The organism is Azospirillum aestuarii (assembly GCF_016632405.1).
GTDB lineage: Bacteria > Pseudomonadota > Alphaproteobacteria > Azospirillales > Azospirillaceae > Azospirillum > Azospirillum aestuarii.
The window spans coordinates 1-16725 of record NZ_JAEPIV010000053.1; the positions used below are offsets into that span (position 1 = coordinate 1).

Below are 16725 nucleotides of genomic sequence, written 5' to 3' on the forward strand. Positions count from 1 at the left end.
CCAGCACCTTCGTGATCGCCGCCGTCAGCGACGTCTTGCCGTGGTCGACGTGGCCGATCGTGCCGATGTTGCAGTGCGGCTTGTTCCGCTCGAACTTTGCCTTCGCCATGGTGTGTGCTCTCCGTCTCTTTGTCGTTCCAGCGGTTTCAGGCCATCCTGGCGCGGATGGTCTCCGCAATCGTCTGCGGCACCGGCTCGTGGTGGTCGAACTGCATCGTGTACTGCGCGCGCCCCTGGCTCATCGAGCGCAGGGAGTTCACATAACCGAACATCGACGCCAGCGGAACCATCGCCAGGATCGAGCGGGCGTTGCCCCTCTGATCCATGGCGGTGATCTGTCCGCGGCGGCTGTTCAGGTCCCCGATGATGTCGCCCATGTAGTCTTCGGGCGTCACCACCTCAACCCTCATGATCGGCTCCAGAAGCATTGGGCCGGCCTTTTGCATCCCCTCGCGGAAGGCCGCGCGGGTGGCGATTTCGAAGGAGAGCACCGAGGAGTCGACGTCGTGGAAGGCGCCGTCCACCAGCGCCACCTTGAGGTCGATCACCGGGAAGCCGGCCACCACCCCGCTGTGCAGTGAGGCGTCCAGCCCCTTCTGCACGCCCGGAATGAACTCCTTGGGCACGGCGCCGCCGACGGTCTTGTTCTGGAAGACGAAGCCGCTGCCGGGCGGCTGCGGCTCGAAGACCAGCGTGACGCGGGCGAACTGAGCGGTACCCCCGGCCTGCTTCCTGTGGGTGCAATCGATCTCGGCGGTCTTGGTGATGGTCTCGCGGTACGCCACCTGCGGCGCGCCGACGTTCGCATCCACCTTGAACTCCCGCTTCATGCGGTCGACGATGATCTCAAGATGCAGTTCGCCCATGCCCTTGATGATCGTCTGACCGCTTTCATGGTCGACGGCCACGCGGAAGGACGGGTCCTCCTGGGCAAGGCGGGACAGAGCCATGCTCATCTTTTCCTGGTCGGCCTTGGACTTCGGCTCGACGGCCACCTCGATGACCGGTTCCGGAAATTCCATCCGTTCCAGGACGATGGGCCTGGCTGGATCGCACAGCGTGTCGCCGGTCGTCGTGCCCTTCAGCGCGGTCACGGCGACAATGTCGCCGGCATAGGCCGCGTCGATATCCTCCCGGCTGTTGGCGTGCATCAGCAGCATGCGGCCGATGCGCTCCTTCTCGTCTTTGCCGGGATTCAGCACGGCGGCGCCGGAAGCGACGGTGCCGGAATAGACGCGCACGAAGGTCAGCGTCCCGACAACGGGGTCGTTCATGACCTTGAAGGCGAGCGCGGAGAAGGGAGCGGCATCGTCCGGTGCGCGCTCGTCCGTCTCTGGGCCGCCGACACGGTGTCCCCGGACCGCCCCGACGTCGACGGGGGCCGGCAGATAATCCACCACGGCGTCCAGCATCGGCTGGATGCCCTTGTTCTTGAAAGCGGAGCCGCACAAGACCGGCACGAAGCGCAGGGCGATGGTGCCCTTGCGGATGCAGGCCCTGAGCGTGTCCTCGGACGGCTCCTGACCGGACTCGAGATAGGCCTCCATGGCCACGTCGTCGAGTTCCAGGACGGCGTCGAGCAGCGCCTGTCGATGGCGCGCCGCGTCGTCCTTCAGGACGTCCGGAATGTCGGTGTGGTAGAACTCGGCGCCCAGCGTCTCTTCTTTCCAGACGATGGCACGCATGGCGACCAGGTCGACGACGCCGACGAAGTTGGCCTCGGACCCGATCGGAAGCTGGAGAACGAGCGGGAGGGCTCCCAGCCGTTCCTTCATCATGGCGACGCAACGGAAGAAGTCCGCGCCGGTGCGATCCAACTTGTTGACGAAACACATGCGGGGCACGCCGTACTTGTCGGCCTGCCGCCACACGGTCTCGGACTGAGGCTCCACCCCCGCAACGGAGTCGAACACCGCTACCGCACCGTCGAGCACGCGCAAGCTGCGTTCGACTTCGATCGTGAAGTCGACATGGCCGGGCGTGTCGATGATGTTGATGCGGTGGTCGCGCCAGAAGCAGGTCGTGGCCGCGGAGGTGATGGTGATGCCCCGTTCCTGTTCCTGCTCCATCCAATCCATCACCGCGGTGCCCTCGTGCACCTCGCCGATTTTGTACGACTTTCCAGTGTAGTACAAAATCCGCTCGGTGGTCGTGGTCTTCCCGGCATCGATGTGAGCCATGATGCCGATGTTGCGGTAACGGTTCAGGGGATGGGAACGGGGCATGACAAGCACCTGGGCCGGTGGGTGCCTTACCAGCGGTAGTGCGAGAAGGCCTTGTTGGCTTCCGCCATACGATGGGTGTCTTCGCGCTTCTTCACGGCGGTGCCACGCTGGTTGGCGGCATCCAGCAGCTCACCCGACAGACGCTCGGTCATGGTGTTTTCCGAGCGGGCGCGGGCGGCGCCGATGAGCCAACGGATGGCCAGGGCCTGGGCGCGGTCCGTGCGGACCTCGACCGGAACCTGATAGGTGGCGCCACCGACGCGACGCGAGCGCACTTCGAGGTGCGGCTTCACGTTCAGCAGGGCGTCGTGGAAGACCTGAACGGGCTCGTTCTTGGTCTTGGCCTCGATGCGGCTGAGCGCGCCGTAGACGATGCGCTCGGCGGCGGACTTCTTGCCGTCCAGCATCAGGCAGTTCATGAACTTGGTCAGGACGCGGTCGCCATACTTGGCGTCCGGCAGGACCTCACGCTTCTCGGCGCGACGACGACGGGACATCGTGAATACTCCTTACTTCGGACGCTTCGCGCCGTACTTCGAACGACGCTGCTTACGGTCCTTCACGCCCTGGGTATCGAGCGTGCCGCGGATGATGTGGTAGCGAACGCCGGGAAGATCCTTCACACGGCCGCCGCGGATCATAACCACCGAGTGTTCCTGGAGGTTATGGCCTTCACCGGGGATGTAGGAGGTCACTTCGAAGCCGTTCGTCAGGCGAACGCGGGCGACCTTACGCAGAGCCGAGTTCGGCTTCTTCGGCGTGGTCGTGTAGACGCGGGTGCAGACGCCACGCTTCTGCGGGCACGCCTCCATCGCGGGAACCTTATTGCGCGCGGCCAAGGGCTCGCGCGGCTTACGGATCAACTGGTTGATCGTCGGCATATCTGCCCTTCATCCCTTCAGGTCGATCGGCCGGCGGAGCCGGACCGATTGGAAAATCGCCCGGCAATGCCGGACGATGCAAAAGCCCGCCTGCGAAGCCAGAGGGGCTTCGAGCGGGCCCAATGATCGAACGCCGTCGGATCGGCCCGCGAGGACCCTGTCGTTCGGCTATGTCGCTTGGGTTCAGCCGGATGCCAGACGGGTTGGACGAAAGGCCCTCCCGAGGCTCCTTTTGAAGTTCGCGGACTATATGGGTCTGCCATGGACCCGTCAAGCGCGCAGATGACCGTTCGTCATGCGCTTCGACGACGGTGTCGCTTCAGCCGGTGCGCTGGGACCGGCGGCGCTGCAAAGCCACCGCGCCGGATGCCACTGCCGCGACCCGCGCGTCCAGCATCGGGCGCATCCGTGCGAGGAGATCGGCCGTCAGCCGCTCCCCCGCCCTGTCCGGCGAGCCAGCGTCGAAGGGCGGCTGCGGGTCGTACTCGATGGCAAGCTGGACGAGCTTCGCGGAGTCCACGCCGAACAGGTTGCCGACGATGCGGAGCGCCACGTCGATTCCCGCGGTCACGCCACCGCCGGTGAACAGGGTGCCATCCACCACCACGCGCTCCGCCACCGGCGTGGCACCGTATGCCGCGAGGAAGTTGCGGGAGGCCCAATGCGTGGCGGCCCGCTTTCCATCCAGCAAACCGGCGGCGCCCAGAGCCAGCGAACCGGTGCAGATCCCGGCGAGGAAGCGGGTGCGCGATGCCCGCTCTTCCAAAAAGCCCAGAACCTCATCGTCCGTCAGCAGCGCGTTGATCCCGCCGCCTCCCGGCACCAGGATGAGGTCGAACGGCGGCGCCTCGGCCAGGGTGGTGGTGGGAAGGATCGTCAGGCCGGTGTCGGAGCGCACCGGGTCGAGCGTCTTCCACAGCAGATGGACCTGAGCGCCGGGCACACGGGCCAGCACCTCGTAGGGGCCGGTGAGGTCGAGCTGCGTGACGTCGGGAAACAGCAGCAAGCCGAAGCTGGGCGCTCTGTCGGTCATGTCGGACGCTCCGATGTGTGAAACCAACGATTCTAACCCCGCGTGCCGATACGAGAAAGGGGCGCGTCCCCTGCGGAACGCGCCCCCTGTCCTACCCTATGCCCCGAAGCGTCAGGCCGCGGTGCTCTCGCCAGGATGCGGCAGGGCCGGAGCCTCGCCCTCGCCATCCTCGCCCAGTTCCAATGCGCGATCGCGTTCGGCGGCGATCTGCTTCAGGCGGTTGACGACGGAACCCGTGCCCGCCGGGATCAGACGGCCGACGATCACGTTCTCCTTCAATCCTTCCAGGTTGTCGGTCTTGCCCGACACCGCCGCCTCGGTGAGGACGCGGGTGGTTTCCTGGAACGACGCGGCGGAGATGAAGGACCGGGTCTGCAGCGACGCCTTGGTGATGCCCTGCAGAACCGGGTGGCCGGCGGCCGGCTTCAGCCCCTCGCCGACGGTCTTCTCGTTCTCCTCGTCGAACTCCTGACGGTCGACCTGCTCGCCCACCAGGAAGGTGGTCTCGCCGGCGTCGGTGATCTCGACCTTCTGCAGCATCTGGCGGACGATCACCTCGATGTGCTTGTCGTTGATCTTCACGCCCTGCAGTCGGTAGACGTCCTGGATCTCGTTGATGAGGTAGTTGGCCAGAGCCTCCACGCCCATCACCGACAGGATGTCGTGCGGCACCGGGTTGCCGTCCATCAGCAGGTCGCCGCGCTGGACATAGTCACCCTCCTGCACGGAGATGTGCTTGCCCTTCGGGATCAGATACTCGCGCTCGTCTCCCGACTCGTCGTTGCGGACGACGATGCGGCGCTTGGTCTTGTAGTCCTTGCCAAACTCCACGCGGCCGTCGAGGTCGGAGATGATCGCGAAGTCCTTCGGACGGCGCGCCTCGAACAGCTCGGCCACGCGCGGCAGACCGCCCGTGATGTCGCGGGTCTTGGACGACTCGCGCGGGATACGCGCCAGCACGTCGCCGGCCCTGACATGGGCGCCGTTCTCGACCGAGAGGATGGCGTCCACCGACATGAAGTAGCGGGCTTCCAGACCGTTGGCGAGCGTGATGATCTCGCCCCGCTCGTCGCGCAGCGTGATGCGCGGCTTCAGATCCGCACCACGCGGCTGCTGGCGCCAGTCCACCACGACCTTGGACGAGATGCCCGTCGCCTCGTCCATCACCTCGCGCATGGAGATGCCTTCCACGAGGTCCACATAGTGGGCGGTACCCTCGCGCTCGGTGATGATCGGCAGGGTGTAGGGGTCCCACTCGGCCAGCTTCTGGCCGCGCTCGACCTTCACGCCCTCGTCGGCCAGCAGCTTCGCACCGTACGGAACGCGGTGACGCGCCCGCTCGCGGCCCTGCTCGTCGAGCAGGATCACCTCGGTGCTGCGGCCCATGACCACCGGGATGTTGGACGAGTTGATGACGACGTTGCGGTTGTGGATTCGCACCGTGGCATCGAACGCCGCCTCAACCTGGCTCTGCTCGGCACCGCGCTGCGCCGCACCACCGATGTGGAACGTGCGCATGGTGAGCTGCGTGCCAGGCTCGCCGATCGACTGGGCGGCGATGACGCCAACCGCCTCGCCGACGTTCACCAGAGTGCCGCGGGCCAGATCGCGGCCGTAGCACTTGGCGCAGACGCCGTCCTTGGTCTCGCAGGTCAGAACCGAGCGGATCATGACGCTGTCGATACCCGAACGCTCGATGCGGTCCACCGTGGGCTCGTCGATCAGGCCGGCGTTCGGCACGATCAACTCGCCGTTCAGCGGGTCGATCAGGTCGCCGACAACGGTGCGGCCGAGGATGCGGTCGCCCAGCGGAGAGATGACCTCGCCGCCGTCGATGACGGCCTTGACGGTGATGCCCTTGTGGGTGCCGCAATCGGTCTCGACGATGATGGCGTCCTGGGCCACGTCGACGAGACGACGGGTCAGGTAACCGGAGTTCGCCGTCTTCAAGGCGGTGTCGGCCAGACCCTTGCGGGCGCCGTGGGTGGAGTTGAAGTACTCCAGCACGGTCAGGCCTTCCTTGAAGTTCGAGATGATCGGCGTCTCGATGATCTCGCCCGACGGCTTGGCCATCAGGCCGCGCATGCCCGCCAGCTGGCGGATCTGGGCGGCCGAGCCACGCGCGCCGGAATGGGCCATCATGTAGACCGAGTTCACCGGCTTGCCGGGAGCGGTGTCGGAGATGACCTTCATCATCTCCGTCGCCACCTTCTCGGTGCACTCCGACCAGACGTCGACGACCTTGTTGTACTTCTCGCCCTGGGTGATCAGACCGTCGAGATACTGCTGCTCGAACTCCTTGACCCGCTCCTTGCTGTCGTTGACCAGCTTCTTCTTCGCCTCGGGGATGACCATGTCATCCTTGCCGAAGGAGATGCCGGCGCGGCAGGCGTGGCCGAAGCCGAGCTTCATCAGGCGGTCGGCGAAGATCACCGTCTCCTTCTGACCGCAATGGCGGTAGACGGCGTCGATGACGTTGCCGACATCCTTCTTGGTCAGCAGGCGGTTGATCAGCGAGAAGGGCACCGCCGGGTTGCGCGGCAGGATCTCGGACAGGAGCATGCGACCCGGAGTCGTCTCCACGATGGAGATCTTCTCGTCGCCGTTCTCGTCCACGCCCTTGTAGCGCGCCTTCACCTTGGCGTGCAGCGTCACGACCTTGGCGTCGAGCGCCTGCTCGATCTCGCCGACGTTGGCGAAGGTCATGCCCTCGCCCACTTCGCCCGGCCGGTCCATCGTGATGTAGTAGAGACCGAGCACGATGTCCTGCGACGGCACGATGATCGGCTTGCCGTTGGCGGGCGACAGGATGTTGTTGGTCGACATCATCAGGACGCGCGCTTCCAGCTGGGCCTCGAGGCTCAGCGGGACGTGCACGGCCATCTGGTCGCCGTCGAAGTCGGCGTTGAAGGCGGTGCAGACCAGCGGGTGGAGCTGGATCGCCTTGCCCTCGATCAGCGTCGGCTCGAACGCCTGGATGCCCAGGCGGTGCAGCGTCGGCGCGCGGTTCAGCATCACCGGATGCTCGCGGATGACCTCCTCAAGGATGTCCCACACCTCGGGACGCTCCTTCTCGACCATCCGCTTGGCGGCCTTGATGGTCGAAGCGAGGCCGTACAGCTCCAGCTTCGCGTAGATGAAGGGCTTGAACAGCTCCAGCGCCATCTTCTTCGGCAGGCCGCACTGGTGCAGCTTCAGCTCCGGACCGACCACGATGACCGAACGGCCCGAGTAGTCGACGCGCTTGCCGAGCAGGTTCTGGCGGAAGCGGCCCTGCTTGCCCTTCAGCATGTCGGACAACGACTTCAGCGGACGCTTGTTGGCGCCGGTGATGACGCGGCCGCGGCGGCCGTTGTCGAACAGCGCGTCGACGGCCTCCTGCAGCATGCGCTTCTCGTTGCGGACGATGATGTCCGGCGCCTTCAGCTCGATCAGCCGCTTCAGGCGGTTGTTGCGGTTGATGACGCGGCGGTACAGGTCGTTCAGGTCGGACGTCGCGAAGCGGCCGCCGTCCAGCGGGACGAGCGGGCGCAGCTCCGGCGGGATCACCGGAATGACCTCCAGGATCATCCATTCCGGACGCGACTGCGACGACAGGAAGGCGTCGATCAGCTTCAGGCGCTTCACGAGCTTCTTGCGCTTGGCCTCGGACGCGGTGTCGCGCAGCTCTTCGCGGCAGGTCTTCTTCTCCTCCTCCATGTCGAGCGCCGACAGCATGATGCGCAGCGCTTCGGCACCGATGGAGGCGGTGAAGGCGTCCTCGCCGTACTCGTCCTGGGCGGAGACGAACTCCTCCTCGCTGAGGAGCTGGTGCAGCTTCAGCGGGGTCAGGCCCGGCTCGATGACGACGTAGTTCTCGAAATAGAGGATGCGCTCCAGATCCTTCAGCGTCATGTCGAGCAGCAGACCGATGCGGCTCGGCAGGGACTTCAGGAACCAGATGTGAGCGACCGGCGAGGCCAGCTCGATGTGGCCCATGCGCTCGCGCCGGACCTTCGACAGCGTCACCTCGACGCCGCACTTCTCGCAGATGATGCCGCGGTACTTCATGCGCTTGTACTTGCCGCACAAGCACTCGTAGTCCTTGATCGGGCCGAAGATGCGGGCGCAGAACAGGCCGTCGCGCTCAGGCTTGAAAGTGCGATAGTTGATGGTTTCCGGCTTCTTGATCTCGCCGAACGACCAGGACCGGATGCGCTCGGGGCTCGCGATCTGGATGCGGATCTGATCGAAGCTCTGGGGACCCTGGACCTGGCCGAAAATGTTCATCAACTCGTTCATGACCGTCTCCCGCTGGCAGCGCCGCGTTGTCGGTTAAGGGCAGTTCCCGCCGGAAGGGGCCGAGATGGCCCCTCCTCCGGCGGGTTCAAGTCTCTTGGGCTCAGTACGACCGCTGGTTCAGCTCGACGTTCAGGCCCAGGGAGCGCAGCTCCTTGACCAGAACGTTGAAGGACTCAGGGATGCCCGCCTCGAAGTTGTCGTCGCCGCGGACGATCGCCTCGTAGACCTTGGTGCGGCCGGACACGTCGTCCGACTTGACCGTGAGCATTTCCTGCAGCGTGTAGGCGGCGCCGTAGGCTTCGAGCGCCCACACTTCCATTTCACCGAACCGCTGTCCGCCGAACTGGGCCTTACCGCCGAGCGGCTGCTGGGTGACCAGCGAGTACGGACCGATCGAGCGCGCGTGGATCTTGTCGTCCACGAGGTGGTGCAGCTTCAGCATGTAGATGTAGCCAACGGTCACCTTGCGGTCGAACGCCTCGCCGGTGCGCCCGTCGATCAGCGTGACCTGACCCGAACGGTCCAGACCGGCCTTCTCGAGCTGCTGGCAGATGTCCTCCTCACGCGCGCCGTCGAAGACCGGCGTGGCGAAGGGAACACCCTTGCGCAGGTTGCCGCCCAGTTCCAGCAGTTCACCCTCGGTCATATCGGCGATCTGGTCGTCGTAGACCTTCTGGCCGTAGGCCTCCTTCAGCGTGATGCGCAGCCCGTCCATGGTCTGGGCGGCGTCGCCGCGGCCCTTCATGGCGAGGCGGTACTGGTCGATGGCGCGGCCGATCTGCTTGCCGAGGCCGGCCGACGCCCAGCCGAGGTGGGTCTCCAGGATCTGACCGATGTTCATGCGCGACGGCACGCCCAGCGGGTTCAGCACCAGATCGACCGGCTGGCCGTCCTCCAGGTACGGCATGTCCTCCTGCGGCAGGATGCGGGACACCACGCCCTTGTTGCCGTGGCGGCCGGCCATCTTGTCGCCCGGCTGCAGCTTGCGCTTCACCGCGACGAAGACCTTGACCATCTTCATCACGCCCGGCGGCAGCTCGTCGCCGCGCTGCAGCTTCTCGACCTTGTTCTCGAAGCGGTTCTGCAGCGCCTGGATCGAGTCGTCGAAGACCTTGCCCAGGCTCTCCACCGTCTCCATCACCTGCTCGTCGGCAATGGAGATCTGGCGCCACTGGCCCTTGGTCAGGTTCGCCAACTCGGCGTCGGTGAGGACCGTGCCGGCCCGCATGCCCTTCGGGCCGGACTGGGCGGTCTGGCCGAGGATAACCTCCTTCAGGCGGGTGTAGAAGCTGCGCTCCAGGATCGCGCGCTCGTCGTCGCGGTCCTTGGCCAGCTTCTCGATCTCCGCCCGCTCGATCGCCAGGGCGCGCTCGTCCTTGTCGACGCCGCGGCGGCTGAAGACGCGGACCTCGACGATCGTGCCGGCGACGCCCGGCGGCAGACGCAGCGAGGTGTCGCGGACGTCGGACGCCTTCTCGCCGAAGATGGCGCGCAGCAGCTTCTCTTCCGGAGTCATCGGGCTTTCGCCCTTCGGCGTCACCTTGCCGACCAGGATGTCGCCCGGACGGACTTCGGCGCCGATGTAGACGATGCCGGCCTCGTCGAGGTTCTTGAGGGCTTCCTCACCGACGTTCGGAATGTCGCGGGTGATTTCCTCCTGGCCCAGCTTGGTGTCGCGGGCCATGACCTCGAATTCCTCGATGTGGATCGAGGTGAAGACGTCATCCTTGACGATGCGCTCGTTGATGAGGATCGAGTCCTCGAAGTTGTAGCCGTTCCACGGCATGAAGGCGACGAGCACGTTGCGGCCCAGCGCCAGTTCGCCCAGCTCCGTCGAGGGGCCGTCGGCGATGATGTCGCCGGCCGCCACGCGGTCGCCCACCTTCACCAGCGGACGCTGGGTGATGCAGGTGTTCTGGTTGGAACGCTGGAACTTCAGCAGGTTGTAGATGTCCACGCCCGGCGCCGTGGCGTCGGACGAGTCGGTCGCCCGGACCACGATGCGGGTCGCGTCGATCTGGTCGACGATGCCCTTGCGCTTGGCGACGATGGTCACGCCGCTGTCGCGGGCCACCGTGGCCTCCATGCCCGTGCCGACCAGCGGCGCGTCGGCCTTGACCAGCGGCACCGCCTGGCGCTGCATGTTCGAGCCCATCAGCGCGCGGTTCGCGTCGTCGTTCTCGAGGAACGGGATCAGCGCCGCGGCGACGGAAACGAGCTGCTTCGGCGACACGTCGATCAGGTCGATGGCCTCCGGGCGGAACATCAGGTATTCGCCGCCCTGCCGGCACGACACGAGGTCGGCGGCGAAGCGGTTGTCCGCGTCCAGCTCGGCGTTGGCCTGGGCGACGACGTAGCGGCCCTCCTCCATGGCGGAGAGATAGACCACCTCGTCGGTGACGATGCTGTCGCGCACCTTGCGGTACGGGCTCTCGATGAAGCCGTACTGGTTCACGCGGGCGTAGGTCGCCAGCGAGTTGATCAGACCGATGTTCGGGCCTTCCGGCGTCTCAATCGGGCAGATGCGGCCGTAATGCGTCGGGTGCACGTCGCGCACCTCGAAGCCGGCGCGCTCGCGGGTCAGACCGCCCGGGCCGAGGGCCGAGAGACGACGCTTGTGCGTGATCTCGGACAGCGGGTTGGTCTGGTCCATGAACTGCGAGAGCTGCGAGGAGCCGAAGAACTCGCGCACCGCCGCCGCCGCCGGCTTGGCGTTGATCAGGTCGTGCGGCATGACCGTGTCGATCTCGACCGAGCTCATGCGCTCGCGGATCGCGCGCTCCATGCGCAGCAGGCCGACGCGATACTGGTTCTCCATCAGCTCGCCGACCGAGCGGACGCGGCGGTTGCCGAGATGGTCGATGTCGTCGATCTCGCCGCGGCCGTCCTTCAGGTTCACCAGAACCTTGAGGATCGACATGATGTCCTGCTTGCGCAGGACGCGGACGCTGTCCTCGGTCTGGAAGTTCAGGCGCGCGTTCATCTTGACGCGGCCCACCGCCGACAGGTCGTAGCGCTCGCTGTCGAAGAACAGGCCGGCGAACAGCGCCTCGGCCGACTCCAGGGTCGGCGGCTCGCCCGGACGCATGACGCGGTAGATGTCGATCAGCGCATCCTCGCGGGACGCGTTGCGGTCGGCCGCCATCGTGTTGCGGATGTAGGCGCCGACGTTGAGGTGGTCGATCGCCAGCACCGGCAGCTCGTCGACTCCGGCCTTCTCCAGCTTGTCGAGGTCGCTCGCCGACAGTTCGTCACCGGCTTCGAACAGGACTTCGCCGGTCCGCTCGTTGATGATGTCGACGGCGAGGTAGCGGCCGGTCAGCTCCTCGGTGGAGACGAGCTGCTCGGCGAGGCCGCCCTCGACCAGCTTCTTGATCAGGCGCGGCGTCATCTTGGTGCCGGCCTCGGCGACGACCTGGCCGGAGGCCGCGTCAACGAGGTCGGAAGCGACCTTCACGCCCTTCATGCGGTCGGCGTTGAAGGGGGTCTTCCAGCCGCCCGACGCGCGGGTGTAGGTGATGGTGTCGTAGAAGAAATTGAGGATTTCTTCCTTCGCCATGCCCTGCGCCTCGTAGGGCAGCAGGTCCTTCTTCTGGGCCTTCCGCTCGGCGCGCAGCGCCTCGGTCTCCGCGCCGTCCAGGGCGAACAGCAGCGTGGTGGCCGGCAGCTTGCGGCGGCGGTCGATGCGCACGTAGACGAGGTCCTTGGCGTCGAACTCGAAGTCCAGCCAGGAGCCGCGGTACGGGATCACGCGGGCAGCGAAGAGATACTTGCCCGACGAGTGGGTCTTGCCCTTGTCATGGTCGAAGAAGACGCCCGGGCTGCGGTGCATCTGGGAGACGATGACGCGCTCGGTGCCGTTGATGATGAAGGTGCCGTTGGCCGTCATCAGGGGCATGTCGCCCATGTAGACGTCCTGCTCCTTGATGTCGCGGATCGAGCGCAGGCCCGTGTCCTCTTCCACGTCGAAGACGGAGAGGCGCAGGGTCACCTTCAGCGGCGCGGCGAAGGTCATGCCACGCTGCTGGCACTCCTCGACGTCATACTTCGGCTGCTCAAGCTCATACTTCACGAAGTCGAGGACGGCGCGGTCGGAGAAGTCCTTGATCGGGAACACCGACCGGAACACCTCCTGCAGACCCAGGTTGGCCCGCTTCTCCGGCGGGACGTCCATTTGCAGGAAGTGGTCGTAGGAGCTGCGCTGCACCTCGATGAGGTTGGGCATCTGGGTGACTTCCGGGATGCGCCCGAAGCTCTTCCGAACACGCTTTCGACCCGTAAAGGATTTGGCCATGGATGTCCCCAAACGTCAGAATCGTGAGTACGCTCGACCAGAAGCACGCGAACCAGGGTGCTCGCCGCGACGCGGCGATGATCGCGCGGCCCGCCCCTTATGCAGGGACGGAAAGAGCCGGACCGGGAAACCCGGTCCGGTGGAAGGCAGAAAACGCCGTGCGGCGGCAGGCCCCCTCGAGGACCAGCCGCCGTCCGGCGTGGATATGTCTTATCCGTCGCAGCAAGACGGTCTTACTTAATATCGACCTTGGCGCCGGCCTCTTCAAGCTGCTTCTTGATCTTGGCGGCCTCGTCCTTCGACACGGCCTCCTTGACCGGCTTCGGGGCGCCTTCGACCAGGTCCTTGGCTTCCTTGAGGCCCAGGCCGGTGATGGCGCGGACTTCCTTGATCACGTTGATCTTCTTGTCGCCGGCGTCGGCGAGGATCACGTTGAACTCGGTCTGCTCTTCGACCGGGGCGGCGGCGGCGGCCGGACCGGCGGCGGCAACGGCCACCGGAGCGGCGGCGGAGACGCCCCACTTCTCTTCCAGCAGCTTCGACAGCTCGGCGGCCTCGATGACGGTCAGGGCCGAGAGATCGTCGACCAGCTTCTGCAGATCAGCCATTTTAATGCTCCAACAACTCGATGTTCTGGGATGGGTAGACAGCTAGACGGGTGCGGCTCAGGCCGCCTCGTCCTTCTTCGCGTAGGCCGCCAGCACGCGGGCGACCTGGCCGCCCGGAGCCTGGAGAACGCCGGCGATGCGAGTCGCCGGGGTCTGGATCATGCCCACGAGCTTGGCGCGCAGTTCGTCCAGCGACGGGAGCGTGGCGAGAGCCTTCACTCCCTCCACGTCGAGGATCTGGTCGCCGAGAGCGGCACCGACGATCTTCAGCTTCTCGTTGGTCTTCGCGTAGTCGGCCACCACCTTGGCGGCCGCGACGGGGTCCTTCGAGTAAGCGATCGCGGTCGGCCCCTTGAAGAGACCGTCCAGACCTTCGAACTGCGTGCCCTGAAGGGCGCGGCGGGCGAGCCGGTTCTTCGTCACCTTGAAGCTCGCGCCCGCGGCCCGAATCTTGCCACGCAGGTCGGTGACTTCCGCCACCGTCAGGCCCAGATGGTGGGTGACCACCACCAGGCCCGTGTCCTGGAGCTTCGACTGCAGGTCCGCGATCGTCGCTTCTTTTTGTGTACGATCCACGGATCGCCTCCTTGCACAGAGGTTTACGAGAGGCCCCTTCCCTTGCGGTGGGGAGCCTCGGCGAACCTGTCCCAGAAGTTCGAGCCGTTCCTGAACCGCGGGCAAGCCCGCGTGGTTAACGGTTCAACTCCTGTCTGCTCTGGCGGGTTTAAGCCGTTGCCTCCGGAGAGACGCGGGCACCAGCGGTCTTGGACAGGGTGGGCGCCCCCGCAGGGACACCCGATCGCCGCCGCTTCCCGAGGGAACCGGCGGCGAAACTCAGGTCACTCAGGCCGTGGCGGCCAGAGTGGACAGATCCAGCTTCAGGCCCGGACCCATCGTCGAGGACAGCGAAACCTTCAGCAGGTACTGGCCCTTGGCACCGGTCGGCTTGGCGCGGGTGATCGCATCCACGAAAGCGCGGATGTTCTGCACCAGAGCCTCTTCCGAGAAGCTGGCCTTGCCGACGCCGGCGTGCACGATGCCGGTCTTCTCGGCGCGGAACTCCACGGCGCCGGCCTTGGCGGCCTTGACGGCGCCGGCCACGTCGGGGGTCACGGTGCCGAGCTTCGGGTTCGGCATCAGGCCGCGCGGGCCGAGGACCTTACCGAGCTTGCCGACGACGCCCATCATGTCCGGGGACGCGATGCAGCGGTCGAAGTCGATGTTGCCGGCCAGGATCTTCTCGGCCAGATCGTCGGCGCCGACGATGTCCGCGCCGGCGGCCAGGGCGTCGTCCGCCTTGGTGCCCTTGGCGAACACGGCGACGCGCACGGTCTTGCCGGTACCGTTCGGCAGGTTCACCACGCCGCGGACCATCTGGTCGGCGTGACGCGGGTCGATGCCCAGGTTCATGGCGATTTCGATGGTCTCATCGAACTTCGCCTTGGGCAGACCCTTGATCAGGGAGACGGCGCCTTCCAGCGAGTAGAGCGCCTCGCGGTCGACCTTCTTGTAGGAATCGGTCAGTCGCTTGCCGAGCTTCGCCATGGGATCAGCCCTCCACCACTTCGAGGCCCATCGAGCGGGCGGAACCAGCGATCATGCTCGCGGCCGCCTCGACGTCGTGGGCGTTCAGGTCCTTCATCTTCTTCTCGGCGATGTCACGAATCTGGGTCTTCGTGATCTTGCCGGCGAAAGCGCCCTTGCCGGTGGTCTGCGAGCCCTTGTCGATGCCAGCGGCCTTCTTCAGGAAGTAGCTGACCGGCGGGGTCTTCGTGACGAAGGTGAAGGTACGGTCGCCGTAGGCGGTGATGACCACCGGGATCGGCATACCGACTTCGAGATCCTGCGTCTTGGCGTTGAACGCCTTGCAGAACTCCATGATGTTCAGGCCGCGCTGACCGAGCGCCGGGCCGATGGGCGGCGAAGGATTCGCCTTGCCGGCCGGAACCTGCAGCTTGATGAAGCCGACGATTTTCTTTGCCATGTCACAACCTCCAGATACGACGCCTCGGTACGCTGACGGGCGTCGCGGGGCTTTGCGGTGCGGCTATGGCGGGCCTTCCGCAGCAGAAAGGAACACGTGACTTTCAATCACGTGTTCCGGGAAAACTTCAGACTCAGACCTTCTCGACCTGGGTGTATTCCAGCTCGACCGGTGTGGAGCGGCCGAAGATCGACACCGCCACCTTGAGGCGGGCCTTCTCCTCGTCGACTTCCTCGACGGTGCCGTTGAAGGAGGTGAAGGGGCCGTCGCTCACACGAACCTGCTCGCCCACCTCGAAGGTGATCGAGGGCTTGGGGCGCTCAAAGCCTTCCTGCACCTGATGAATGATCCGCTCGGCTTCGCGCTGGCTGATCGGCTGCGGCTTGCCGCCCCCGCCCAGGAAACCGGTGACCTTCGGCGTATTCTTCACGAGATGCCAGGACTCGTCCGTCAAATCCATCTTGATGAGGACGTAGCCGGGGAAGAACTTCCGCTCGGTGTTGATCTTGGAACCCCGGCGCACCTCGACCACTTCCTCGGTCGGCACCAGGATTTCTTCGAACTTGTCTTCCAGACCCTTCTGAGCCGCCTTTTCGCGGATGGCCTGGGAAACCTTCTTTTCGAAGCCCGAATAGACGTGAACGACGTACCAGCGCGCGGCCATGGCGATCAGGCTCCCAGCCCAAGGATCATACGGACGGCGAAGGCCAGCACCTGATCCACGACGAGGAAGAACAGCGAAGCCAGCACCACCATGACGAACACCATGGCGGTCGTCACGCCGGTTTCCTTGCGGGTCGGCCAGGTGACCTTGGCCACCTCGCGGCGGACGTCGCGCGCGAATTCTGCGGGGTTCACTTTAGCCATCGTAGACCGTGCGGGCTCCGGTGCGACGTGTAGGGCGCGGTCAGCGACCCGTTCTTGTTCGGTACGGCGTGGCAGGAGTGGAGGGGCTCGAACCCCCAGCCCCCGGTTTTGGAGACCGGTGCTCTACCAATTGAGCTACACTCCTATCGCCGCAGGCTCTACCCCCTGCGGGGAGCGGAGCTTATAGCGCATAGCCGCGTGGCTTGCTAGCCTTTTTATCGGCCGGCACGCCGAAATCGACAGAGATCAACCCCGCCGCCGATCCACAGGTGAACGGCGGCGGGGTCGACTCCTCACCTTACTTGATGATCGAGGCGACGACGCCGGCGCCGACCGTACGACCACCCTCACGGATGGCGAAGCGCAGGCCCTCGTCCATGGCGATCGGAGCGATCAGCTCGACTTCCATGGAGATGTTGTCGCCCGGCATCACCATCTCGGTGCCTTCCGGCAGCTTCACCATGCCCGTCACGTCGGTCGTGCGGAAATAGAACTGCGGACGGTAGTTGGTGAAGAACGGCGTGTGACGGCCACCCTCTTCCTTCGTCAGGA

The 16725-nt window shown here is 65.5% G+C and carries 14 protein-coding genes and 1 tRNA gene; all 15 read right to left on the reverse strand.

Annotated features, from left to right (window positions below; genetic code table 11):
* Nucleotides 1–109, reverse strand: a 109-nt coding sequence (locus JJL56_RS31470; RefSeq protein ID WP_200486093.1) for a GTP-binding protein, incomplete at its 3' end; no start/stop codon positions are given.
* A gap of 37 nt (nt 110–146) precedes the next feature.
* Complete coding sequence (gene fusA / locus JJL56_RS31475) at nt 147–2225, reverse strand: elongation factor G (RefSeq protein ID WP_200487733.1); 2079 nt, start codon at nt 2223–2225, stop codon at nt 147–149.
* A 26-nt stretch (nt 2226–2251) separates the two neighbouring features.
* The gene (gene rpsG, locus JJL56_RS31480; protein ID WP_014241043.1) at nt 2252–2722 is read right to left on the reverse strand and encodes a 30S ribosomal protein S7; all 471 of its coding nucleotides are present in this window, start codon (nt 2720–2722) and stop codon (nt 2252–2254) included.
* Between the two features lie 12 nt (nt 2723–2734).
* Nucleotides 2735–3106 (reverse strand): 30S ribosomal protein S12, encoded by a 372-nt coding sequence (rpsL, locus tag JJL56_RS31485; protein ID WP_012973201.1) that lies wholly within the window; start codon nt 3104–3106, stop codon nt 2735–2737.
* 319 nt (nt 3107–3425) lie between these two features.
* Nucleotides 3426–4139: a DJ-1/PfpI family protein gene (locus JJL56_RS31490; RefSeq protein WP_200487734.1), complete on the reverse strand. Its 714-nt coding sequence runs from the start codon at nt 4137–4139 to the stop codon at nt 3426–3428.
* A 111-nt stretch (nt 4140–4250) separates the two neighbouring features.
* Complete coding sequence (gene rpoC, locus JJL56_RS31495; RefSeq protein ID WP_200487735.1) at nt 4251–8420, reverse strand: DNA-directed RNA polymerase subunit beta'; 4170 nt, start codon at nt 8418–8420, stop codon at nt 4251–4253.
* Between the two features lie 100 nt (nt 8421–8520).
* Entirely contained in the window at nt 8521–12714 is a 4194-nt protein-coding gene (gene rpoB / locus JJL56_RS31500; protein ID WP_145629662.1) for a DNA-directed RNA polymerase subunit beta, read from the reverse strand.
* Nucleotides 12715–12947: 233 nt separating this feature from the next.
* Nucleotides 12948–13322, reverse strand: coding sequence for a 50S ribosomal protein L7/L12 (rplL, locus tag JJL56_RS31505; RefSeq protein WP_035675064.1), 375 nt, complete (start codon nt 13320–13322; stop codon nt 12948–12950).
* A 57-nt stretch (nt 13323–13379) separates the two neighbouring features.
* Nucleotides 13380–13898, reverse strand: a complete 519-nt coding sequence (gene rplJ, locus JJL56_RS31510; RefSeq protein ID WP_109469261.1) for a 50S ribosomal protein L10 — start codon at nt 13896–13898, stop codon at nt 13380–13382.
* Between the two features lie 267 nt (nt 13899–14165).
* Entirely contained in the window at nt 14166–14867 is a 702-nt protein-coding gene (gene rplA, locus JJL56_RS31515; protein ID WP_035675066.1) for a 50S ribosomal protein L1, read from the reverse strand.
* A 4-nt stretch (nt 14868–14871) separates the two neighbouring features.
* Nucleotides 14872–15306, reverse strand: coding sequence for a 50S ribosomal protein L11 (gene rplK, locus JJL56_RS31520; protein WP_014241051.1), 435 nt, complete (start codon nt 15304–15306; stop codon nt 14872–14874).
* A gap of 133 nt (nt 15307–15439) precedes the next feature.
* Nucleotides 15440–15970 carry a transcription termination/antitermination protein NusG gene (gene nusG / locus JJL56_RS31525; RefSeq protein WP_014241052.1) on the reverse strand — a complete coding sequence of 177 codons (531 nt, stop codon included), beginning with the start codon at nt 15968–15970 and terminating at the stop codon, nt 15440–15442.
* Nucleotides 15971–15975: 5 nt separating this feature from the next.
* Nucleotides 15976–16173, reverse strand: a complete 198-nt coding sequence (gene secE / locus JJL56_RS31530; protein ID WP_035675069.1) for a preprotein translocase subunit SecE — start codon at nt 16171–16173, stop codon at nt 15976–15978.
* A gap of 69 nt (nt 16174–16242) precedes the next feature.
* Nucleotides 16243–16318 (reverse strand) — tRNA-Trp (locus tag JJL56_RS31535).
* 153 nt (nt 16319–16471) lie between these two features.
* On the reverse strand, nt 16472–16725 hold a 254-nt coding region (locus tag JJL56_RS31540; RefSeq protein ID WP_486598831.1), incomplete at its 5' end, for an EF-Tu C-terminal domain-related protein.